We start from the raw sequence: 9,867 nt of genomic DNA on the forward strand, positions 1-9,867 counted from the left end.
GGCTGGGGGTAGGCGCCGTAGCTCAGGTAGCGGCCCGGGCCGCTACCCAGGCCCATCAGGCCGGTGTCGCGTGCGATGGCCAGGAACATCCGGAAATCGCCCTGCAGGGGGGCCTGGGCATCCCAGGCCCACAGCGCGTCGGCGCTGGCGAGGGACAGCACCTGCTGCAGCGGCGCCGCGAACAACTGCTGCTCCAGGAAGCGCCGGAACTCCCGGATACGCGCCAGCAGGCGCGTGCGCTCGGCGCCATCGACCGCGCGCGTGGAGCCGCCGGGCTCGATGCTCTGCGTATGCGGCCACTTGCCGGCAAGCAGGCCGAGCATCGTGAACCAGCGCTGCCGCGCCGCGATGGCCCGACGCGCCTGCTCGCCGGTGGTCGGGTCGAACCGACGCAGGGCTTCGGCATGCCACGTCCGCCCGGCATACACGGCTCGCGTGAAGTCGGGCATGAAGAACAGGTAGAAATGCGTCAGGTGGTCGGCCAGGTTTTCGGTGGCGAGGATCACGTTGGTCACGTGCTGGCCGTTCGGCGGCATTCTCAGCCCGCCCATGTCCGCGAGAGCGCGGGCCGAGGCGACGGACTGCGACACCGAGCAGATGCCGCAGATTCGGGGCACATAGACCAGTGCGTCATGTGGCCGCTTTCCCTGCAGGATCTGCTCGAACCCCCGATACATGGGCGAATTCACGCGCGCGGACGACACCCGTCCATCCTCGATGTCGAGCGTGACCTCGAGGTCACCCTCGACGCGATTGAAAGGGCCGACCAGCAGGCGGGTCATGGCGGCACGCTAGCGCAGGCGCGTCTTGCGCACCGCGGGCGCCACCTTGATATGGTCCGCGGTGGCGTTGGTCTTCACGCGTTTGGGCGTGGCCGATTTCGACAGCGACGCCAGCGCGACGAACCAGGCCTTGGGCATGTCGGTCGGCAGGCCGATGGGAATGCCGGCGATCTTGGGCGTCTCGTGGAATGGATGGCCGGGCTCCTGGAAGCCCGGCTCGGTGCAGGCGATGCAGGCATAGYCGCCGCGGGTGCAGGAGCCTTCCCCGTTCCAGAGCCGTGTGTTGCAGTCGGCATGCACCTGGGTGCCCTTGCAGCCCATGTGCTCCATCATGCAGCCGAGGTCGGACGGCTTCTCGGCGCTGGCCTTGAACTCGTAGTACTCGTTGCGGGTGCAGCCGTGGTGCACCAGCTGGTCGGCATAGAAGCGGGGCCGGTTCAAGGAGTCCAGGTCGGCAGCGGAAAACTGGCCGGCGGCGAGCGCCATCAGGCTGTCGATGACCCACCCCGGATGGGTCGGGCAGCCCGCCACGTTGATGACCGGCAAGCCGCTGGCGCAACGGAATGCCGCGCCGAGCAGGCCGCCGGGGCGATCGTCGTCGTATTGCAGGCCGCAGGCATCGGTCGGATTGCTCCCGCCTGCGGTGATGCCGCCCCAGGCCGCGCAACTGCCGATCGCGACGACCTGCCGCGCCGTCGCAGCCAGCCGGCGGACCCAGTCGATCATCGGGATGCCGGTGCCGGCGAGGACATGGAAGCGGCCGGTGTTGTTCGGACCCCGCAGCAACGATCCTTCGATGCACAGCGCGTCGACACGAAGGCGGCCATCGATGGCGCGTTCGAGCAGGTCGATCAACTCGGTGCCGCTTTCGAGCGACAGCGACGGGTGCCACAGCAGGTTGATGCCGGCATCGCGCAGTTGGCCGTGGAAGTCGGCCGTGTCGGCGCACAGAAGCGACATGCTGCAGCCGCCGCAGCCACCCGACTGCAGCCACAGGACATTGAAGTGGGGCATCTTGTCCATCGGTTCAACCTTCCAGCCCGAAGCGGGCCATCTTGCCACGCAACCCGACCCGCGAGAGCCCCAGTTCCTTGGCCACGCGCGTCTTGTTCCAGCGGTGCCGCAACAGCGTCTCGCGCAGCACCATGGCCTCGATGGCATCGAGGCGTTCGGCCAGCGTACCGCTGGCCGGCAGGGGTGTCGAGCCGGCCGTGACCGTGCGCCCGGCCTGGCCCTGCAGGACCCGCGACGAAAAAGCGGTGCCATCGATCAGATCGTCGGCACTGAGCGCCACCGCGCGCGAGATCTCGTTGCGCAGCTCGCGGATGTTGCCGGGCCAGGGGTAGGCCATGAGGCAGGCCATCGCCTCGTCCGAGAGCGCGGCGCCAGGGCGCCCCAGCGCCACGCCGACCTCGCTCACGAGCCGCCGAGCGATCGGCCCGATGTCGCCACCGCGTTCGCGCAGCGGCGGGACCGTGATCGTCACGCAGGCGACGCGGTAGAACAGATCCTCGCGGAAGTGCCCTTCGTGCACCCGCTGTTCGAGGTTGCGGTGGGTCGCCGCGATCACGCGCACGTCGACCGGCACGGTGCGCGGCGAGCCCACGGGTCGCACCTCGCCCTCCTGCAGCACGCGCAGCAGGCGCAGTTGGAACGCCGCCGAGGTTTCGCCGATCTCGTCGAGAAAGACGGTGCCGCTGTTGGCGCGCTGGAACAGTCCCACGTGGTCATCGAACGCGCCGGTGAAAGCGCCCCGCTTGTGGCCGAACAGCTCCGACTCGAGCAGCGTATCGGGAATCGCCGCGCAGTTCTCGACCACGAACGGTCCGGCCGCGCGCGGGCTGGCGTAATGCACCGCGCGCGCCAGCAATTCCTTGCCGGAGCCCGACTCGCCCAGCACCAGGAGGCTGAGGTCGTAGCGTGCCACGCGTGCCGCCAACTCGCACACCGCATCGAGCGGACTGCCGTCCGCGCGCTCGATGCGGTCGAAGTCGAAGGCGTTGCGCGCCCGATCCAGCTTGTTGGCGGCCCGGCGCCGCAGTACCGGCGTGCTGGTGCGCAGCTCCAGGTCGAGCCGGTTCATGTCGCGCTGGAGCGTCTGGGCTTCCGCCGCCTCGCGCACGGTGCTCAGCAGGTGGTCGGGGATCCACGGCTTGAGCAGGTACTGGTAGATGCCCGCGTCATTGATGCCGGCGATGATGTCCTCGGAATCGGTATAGCCCGAGATCACGATGCGCACGGTGTCGGGCCAGCGCTCGCGCACTTCCTTCAGGAAGGTGACCCCGGTCTCGCCGGGCATGCGCTGGTCGCACAGGATCACGCTGACCGGCTGGCGTTCGAGCTGCTGGCGGGCCTGGCCTGCATCGTCGGCCGTCAGCACGATGAACTCCTCGTCGAGCGTGCGACGGATCGCGTCCTGAGAGCGAACCTCGTCATCGACGACCAGAACGGTCGGCATCGATGTCACGGGCGTCATCCGGGGCTCGCGGCCTTCACGCCTTCGCGGTGCCGGGCCAGGTGCCGGGGCGTCCATGCCGTCGGCAGCTTGTGGACGAAGTGGTACCGCGCGATGTGAAAGCTCGGGTCGAAGCCGTAGAAATTGCGATGCATGCGTGAAAGCTCATGGCGGCGGTAGTCGGCGAGAGGGCGTGCTGCCTCGTCAGCAGCGCGCCGCCGTGCCTTCGCAGTTATTCGATCGTCGATATTGTGCGCTGCGGCGAGTGCCAACGCCTCGGTGATTGCCAGCGCTTCGAGATCGGTCGCGGTTTCACCCATGCACCGGTCGATGAGTCGGATCGACAGGGCTTCTGGCGCGCCCAGCGGCAGGCGGCTGGACATCAGTGCGATCGCGCCCTCGGCGCCGAGGCGGCGCGGCAGCAGATAGGTCCAGTACTCCGAGCCGTACAGGTTGCCCATGTTCTTGTAGTGCGGGTTCAGCACCACCCCGCGGTGTGCCCAGACCTCGTCGGCCGCGAGCGCCAGAAAAGCCCCGCCGGCACCGGCGTTGCCGCGCAGCAGCGCGATGGTCAACCGGTCGGTGGTGCGGATGACGGCTTCGGCAAGGTCGTCCATCGCCTCGATGTTGCGCATCGATTCGTCGGCGGCGCTGTCGCCCTCGCGGTGCGCCGCCGCCTCGATGCAGTTCAGGTGGATGCCGTTGCTGAAGAAGTCGGCGCCGCCCAGCAGCATCAGCACGCGGGTGTCGCGGCTGGCGGCGTCGCGCCAGGCGGCGAGCAGGCGGCGGCATTGCGCGGTCGACATCGCGCCGTTGTAGAACTCGAAAGACAGGCAGCCGACGCGCGCGCCCGGCGTGCCGAATTCACGGTAGCGAATCTCGCCCCACTCGTCGCTCGCCCGCTCCAGCGGCACTGGCAGCGCAGGCAGCGCCTCGAAGGCGGCGCCGAACGCGAGTTCGCAAGGCAGCTTGAAAGCCTTGCCGCCGCAGGCCGCGGAAAGGCTCGCCTGGCCGATCCAGACCGCCCCATCGGTCGTGCGGCGCAGCACGGCGCCGTCGCGGCGTCCGATCAAAGCGCCGGGCGGTGGCGTGGCAAGCGCCTGCGAGGTGGCCGGGTGGGCATCGAACAGGTGGCAGGGCTGGCCGAAGAGCTGGTCCTGGACGCCGGGCTGGCCATCGGCGCTGCGGATCTTCGCGAGCACGGTGGCCGTCGTGTCGCCCGACCAGTCGATGCGCCRCTCGGCCTGGCGCAGCGGGCCGCGCCAGATCGAGGCCCTTTGCTCGCCTGGCCGTTCGCCGCCGGTGCCGCCGGCCGCGAATTGCGTCACGCTGCGCAGGACCGCATCGACCGCCGCCCCGGTCACTTCGCGCCGGTAAAGGCTGCCCTTCGCGGCGGCCCGCATCGCGAAGCCTGCGTGGGCCCACACCGGGCCGGCATCGAAGGCCTCGTTCGCCTGCAGCACGGTCACCCCCCAGCCGGCGTGGTCTTCACGCACCGCCCAGTCGAGCGCCGCGGGGCCGCGGTCGCCAACCGGACCGGGGTGCACGATCAGGCAGGGCTGGCGCTGCCACACCGAGGCCGGGATCAGCCGCTTCAGGAACGGCGCGATCACCAGTGCGGGGCGGAACAGTTCGATCGCCTCCTCGGTGACGCGATYGGCGATGTCGAACTCGACCGAGACCTCGCAGCCCAGCGCGCGCAACTCGCAGAACAAGCGCTGGCTCAGGCTGTTGAAGCTGTGGCACAGCAGCAGGATGCGCAGCGGCGCGTGCGTCATCTCGATCATGCGGCATGGCCTCTCAACAGATGCGCGGCAGCTGCTCGCCGCTCAGCCAATCGACGACGCGGCGGCCGCCGAAGCTCGTTTCCATCTGCACGAAGCGGTGCGGGTCTTCGGTGACCCTGCCGATGCGCGCCGCCTGCGAGCCCAGCGGGTGTGCGCGCATCGCGGCCAGCACCGCGTCGGCCGAGTCGGGTGCGCAGATGGCGATCAGCTTGCCTTCATTCGCGATGTAAAGCGGATCCAGCCCGAGCAGCTCGCAGGCCGCCTCGACCTGCGGCCGCACCGGGATCGCCGCCTCGTCGAGCAGCATGCCCACGTTCGACTGGCGCGCGATCTCGTTCAGCGTCGTCGCCAGGCCACCGCGGGTCGGGTCGCGCAGCACGCGCACGCCGTTCGAGGCCGCGAGCATCGCCGCCACCAGCCCGTGCAGGGCGGCGCTGTCGGATTCGATCGTGGTCTCGAAGTCGAGCGATGCGCGCTTCGAGAACACCGCCACGCCGTGCTCGCCGATCGAGCCGGAGAGCAGGACCACGTCGCCGGGGCGCGCGTTCGCGCCCGAGATGCGCACGCCGGCCGCGACCACGCCAACGCCGGTGGTGCTGATGAACACGCCATCGCCCTTGCCCTGCTCGACCACCTTGGTGTCGCCTGTGACAATCGGCACGCCGGCCGCGCGCGAGGCCGCCGCCATCGACTCGACGATGCGCTTCAGGTCGGCGAGCGGAAAGCCTTCCTCGAGGATGAAGCTCGCCGCGAGGTAGAGCGGCGTCGCGCCGCACATCGCCACGTCGTTGATCGTGCCGTGCACCGAAAGCGAGCCGACATCGCCGCCGGGAAAGAATAGCGGCGAGACGACGTGGCCGTCGGTCGCCATCACGAGCTTGGCGCCGACGGGAATCGCCAGAGTCGCGCCGTCGTCGCCCTGGCGCAGGTATTCGTTGTCGAACGCGGTGACAAACAACTCCTCGATCAACTGCGCGGCCGCCCGGCCGCCGGCGCCGTGACCCATGTCGACGCGGCCGTGGCGGATGTCGAGCGGGCGAACGTAGTCCTTCTTGGTGTTCACGCTTGCGCCTCCGCTTCGACCTTGATCGCGATGTCCTTGAAGCGTCCGTACGAGTAGTGCGCCGCGCATGCGCCTTCGGACGAGACCATGCACGAACCGACGGGGTTCTCCGGCGTGCAGACGGTGCCGAAGATCTTGCAGTCGGTCGGCCTCTTGACGCCGCGCAGGATCGCGCCGCATTCGCAGGCCTTGTTGTCAGGAACCGGCCGGTAGCCGAGGCCGAAGCGGCGTTCGGCATCGAACCCGGCGTATGCCGGGCGGATCTTCAACGCGCTGTACGGCACCTCGCCGAGGCCGCGCCACTCGAAGCTGCTGCGCAACTCGAACACCTGCGAGACCAGCGCCTGCGCGTGCAGGTTGCCGTCGCGGTTCACCGCGCGGGTGAACTCGTTCTCGACCTCGGTGCGGCCCTCGTTGACCTGCCGCACCAGCATCAGCACCGCCTGCATCACGTCCAGCGGTTCGAATCCGGCGATCACGACCGGCTTGCGATACTCCTGCGCGAAGTGCTCGTAGGGCGCCGAGCCGATGACGATGCTGACATGCGCCGGCCCGACGAAGCCGTCGATCGGCACGGTGCCGAACTGCCGCACCTCCGGCGATTCGAGGATGTGCGTGATCGCCGAGGGCGTGAGCACATGGCAGCACAGCACGCTGAAGTTCTTCAGTGCCTCTTGCTGAGCGGTCCGGATCGTCAACGCGGTCGGCGGTGTCGTGGTCTCGAAGCCGATCGCGAAGAAGACGACTTCGCGATCCGGCTCGCGGCGCGCGATCTCGAGTGCGTCGGCGCCCGAGTAGACCATGCGGATGTCGCCGCCGCGCGCGTTGGCGCGCACCAGGGAGAGGCCGTCGGAAGCCGGCACGCGCATCGTATCGCCGTAGGTGCAGACGATGGCACCGTGTTCGAGCGCGAGCTGGATCGCCAGGTCGATGCGGCCGATCGGCAGCACGCACACCGGACAGCCGGGGCCGTGGATCATGCGCACGTTCGCGGGCAGCAGTTCGCTGATGCCGTAGCGCGAGATCGCGTGCGTGTGGCCACCGCAGAACTCCATGAAGCTGTACTGGCGTTGCGGCAGCGCCTCGGCGTGCAGGCGGTCGGCGATCCTTCTTGCAATCGCGCCGTCGCGGAACTCGTCGATGTATTTCATGGCAGGGTCGCTCCGTTCTCGGCATCGCGTTGCGCCAGCGCGCCGAACATCGCCAGCGTTCGCTCGGCCTCTTCGGGGTCGATCTGGCCGATCGCGTGGCCGACGTGCACGATCACGTAGTCGCCGACGACCGCGTCAGGCACCAGCGCGACCGAGATTTCCTTGCGGATGCCGCCGAGCTCGACCAGCGCCAGCGCGCCCGGTCGCAGTTCGATCAATTGAGTGGGAATGGCTAGGCACATGGCATGGCTTTTCGTGGGGTGAGGAAGGTTCGTGCGCGCAGGCTGTGGGCGGCGACCCAGGCCTGGCCCAGCGCGAGGGCCGCGTCACCGCAACCCGAACGGCCGGCCGAAAGTACGCGAAGCCCGCGCGCCTGGAGCCCCTGCGTCACCTCGATGCGCAGGATCGCGTTGAAGAAGCAGCCGCCGCCGAGGCAGACGGTGCCGCACCCGGCCTGGCGTGCCGCGGCCGCGGCCCAGCCGGCCAGGCCCTGCGCCAGCGACAGGTGGAACCAGGCCGCGGCCTCGTCGGCGTTGCGTTGCGGCATGGGCCAGGCGAACAGTCGCTCCAGCAGCGGGCGCGGATCGAGCAGCCGCAGGTTGCCGGCTTCCGGCCAGGCGGCGGTCGCTGTGACCGTGTGCCCGGCCAGCCAGCGTGCGGCCGCCGCCTCGAGCGCCATCGCGGCCTCGGCCTCGTGGGCCTGGCGCACGCTCAGCCCTAGCGCGCCGGCCGCCGCGTCGAACCAGCGACCGGTGCTGCTCGTGGGCGGGCAATTCAACTCGGCGGCGAGCATGCGCTGCACCCCGCCGGCCAAGGCAGGCCCGACACTCGGCGAGAAGCGGTCGGCAATCCGGTCGCCGGCGCCGAGCGCGTGCAGGGCCGAAGCCGCCATGCGCCAGGGTTCGCGTGCCGCGACATCGCCGCCGGGCAGCGCCAGCGGCCACAGGCTGCCCAGGCGATCCCAGCCGTTGCCGTCGACCCGCAGCAGCTCGCCGCCCCAGGCCGTGCCGTCGCTGCCGAGACCGACGCCGTCGAGGGCGAGGCCGATGACCGGCTCGTCCAGGTCGTGTTCGGCGATCACGGCCGCGATGTGTGCGTGGTGGTGTTGCACGGCGATTGCCGGTACGCCCCACTCGTGCGCCAGGGCGATGGCGATGCGCGTGCTGAAGAAGTCGGGATGCAGGTCATGCGCCAGCGCGGCCACCGGCGCCTGCGCGTCACGTGCGTCGCGCGCGAGCGACCGCAGCGAGGCCTCCAGTCGACGGCAGGCTGTCGGGTCCTGCAGGTCCCCGTGCAGCGCAGACCAGCGCGCCTGGCGATGCCCAAGCAGGCATGCGGTGTTCTTGAGCCATGCGCCGCAGGCCAGCACGGCGGGAAGCGGCTGTTGCATCGACGTCAGGCGCCGAGCGGGCCGGTGTCGTCGTCCGCGCCGGCGAGCCAATCGAGCCAGGCACCCATGCCTTCGCCGCTGGTGGCGGACAACTGGATCACTTCGATGGCCGGATTGACGTGGCGCGCGCCGTCGATGCAGCGTGCCACGTCGAAGCGCAGATGAGGCAGCAGGTCGATCTTGGTGAGCACCATCAGCCGGGCGGCCGCGAACATGTCCGGGTACTTGAGCGGCTTGTCTTCGCCCTCCGTGACCGACAGCAGCACCACCTTGGCGGCCTCGCCGAGGTCCCACAAGGCCGGGCAGACGAGGTTGCCGACGTTCTCGATGAACAACAGGCTGCGGTCGTCCGCGTGCACGGGGTCATGGGCGTGGCTGTGCAACTGCGCGAAGGCATGCGCGACCATCGGCGCGTCCAGGTGGCAGCCCTTGCCGGTGTTCACCTGGACTGCCGGCACGCCGGTCGCGCGGATTCGCTCGGCGTCGAAACTCGTCTGCTGGTCTCCTTCGATGACCGAGATGTCCATCTCCGGGTGGCGCGCCCGCAGTGCGTCGATGGTGGCGCACAGCAGGGTGGTCTTGCCCGATCCGGGACTGGACAGCAGGTTCAGCGCATGCACGCCGTGCGCGGCGAAGTGGCTGCGGTTGCGCGTGGCGATACGGTTGTTCTCGCCGAGGATGTCGGCTTCCAGCCGGATCGTGCGCTCCTGGCTCAGGCCAGGCACCGATACGCGGGCCGCGCCTGATCCGAAATGCAGGTCGCCGTGGGGGGAAAGATCGTGCCCGTGCCCGTGCCCGTGATGGTGATCATGGCCGTGTTCGTGTTCAGTTTCAGCGCATCCACAAACGACACACATGGTGGGTCTCCTTATAGATCTTCGACTTGCAGCTCGAGCACGCGCAGCTCGGTGCCGCCCGTGGCCTGAAGCTGATGGCTGCGGCAGCGCGGGCAGGCATCGCCGCGCCGCTGGATCTCCACGCTGGCGCCACATGGGAGGCACCATGCGGTGCCGGGCGGCTCGCGGATGTCGATCGACGCGCCCTCCAGGCAGGTTCGAGGTGCGATCGCCTCCAGCGCGAAACGCAGGGCACGCGTCTCCACGCCACAGAGCTGTCCGGCTTCCAGCCGCAGCGCAGTGACACGCCGGAATCCCTCCCGGCGCGCCGCGTCTTCGACGAGTTTCAGGATGCCGCCGGCCAGACTGGCTTCATGCATGGTGGTACTCCGGGGTCGCTGCG

The 9,867-nt window shown here is 69.5% G+C and carries 10 protein-coding genes; all 10 read right to left on the reverse strand.

Features of this window, described 5'->3' with window-relative positions; translation table 11 throughout:
• Positions 1 to 782: nickel-dependent hydrogenase large subunit (locus AC1D2K_RS21565; protein WP_478090869.1), on the reverse strand; the 782-nt coding region annotated here is incomplete at its 3' end.
• A 9-nt stretch (positions 783 to 791) separates the two neighbouring features.
• Positions 792 to 1,805: an NADH-quinone oxidoreductase subunit B family protein gene (locus AC1D2K_RS21570; protein WP_478090870.1), complete on the reverse strand. Its 1,014-nt coding sequence runs from the start codon at positions 1,803 to 1,805 to the stop codon at positions 792 to 794.
• Positions 1,806 to 1,809: 4 nt separating this feature from the next.
• Entirely contained in the window at positions 1,810 to 3,258 is a 1,449-nt protein-coding gene (locus AC1D2K_RS21575; RefSeq protein WP_478090871.1) for a sigma-54-dependent transcriptional regulator, read from the reverse strand.
• A complete protein-coding gene (locus tag AC1D2K_RS21580) occupies positions 3,255 to 5,024 on the reverse strand; it encodes an enoyl-CoA hydratase-related protein (RefSeq protein ID WP_478090872.1) in 1,770 nt (589 codons plus the stop codon). Before AC1D2K_RS21580 ends, AC1D2K_RS21575 begins: the two co-directional genes overlap by 4 nt.
• Positions 5,025 to 5,037: 13 nt before the next feature.
• Positions 5,038 to 6,030 carry a hydrogenase expression/formation protein HypE gene (hypE, locus tag AC1D2K_RS21585; RefSeq protein WP_478090878.1) on the reverse strand — a complete coding sequence of 331 codons (993 nt, stop codon included), beginning with the start codon at positions 6,028 to 6,030 and terminating at the stop codon, positions 5,038 to 5,040.
• 53 nt (positions 6,031 to 6,083) lie between these two features.
• Entirely contained in the window at positions 6,084 to 7,238 is a 1,155-nt protein-coding gene (gene hypD, locus AC1D2K_RS21590) for a hydrogenase formation protein HypD (protein WP_478090873.1), read from the reverse strand.
• Positions 7,235 to 7,480 carry a HypC/HybG/HupF family hydrogenase formation chaperone gene (locus AC1D2K_RS21595; protein WP_478090874.1) on the reverse strand — a complete coding sequence of 82 codons (246 nt, stop codon included), beginning with the start codon at positions 7,478 to 7,480 and terminating at the stop codon, positions 7,235 to 7,237. Before AC1D2K_RS21595 ends, hypD begins: the two co-directional genes overlap by 4 nt.
• Positions 7,471 to 8,628: a Kae1-like domain-containing protein gene (locus AC1D2K_RS21600; RefSeq protein ID WP_478090875.1), complete on the reverse strand. Its 1,158-nt coding sequence runs from the start codon at positions 8,626 to 8,628 to the stop codon at positions 7,471 to 7,473. Before AC1D2K_RS21600 ends, AC1D2K_RS21595 begins: the two co-directional genes overlap by 10 nt.
• 5 nt (positions 8,629 to 8,633) lie before the next feature.
• The gene (hypB, locus tag AC1D2K_RS21605; RefSeq protein WP_478090876.1) at positions 8,634 to 9,485 is read right to left on the reverse strand and encodes a hydrogenase nickel incorporation protein HypB; all 852 of its coding nucleotides are present in this window, start codon (positions 9,483 to 9,485) and stop codon (positions 8,634 to 8,636) included.
• An 11-nt stretch (positions 9,486 to 9,496) separates the two neighbouring features.
• The gene (hypA, locus tag AC1D2K_RS21610; protein WP_478090877.1) at positions 9,497 to 9,844 is read right to left on the reverse strand and encodes a hydrogenase maturation nickel metallochaperone HypA; all 348 of its coding nucleotides are present in this window, start codon (positions 9,842 to 9,844) and stop codon (positions 9,497 to 9,499) included.
• Positions 9,845 to 9,867 lie beyond the last annotated feature (23 nt).

Source organism: Variovorax sp. P1_H12_2 (assembly GCF_056405335.1).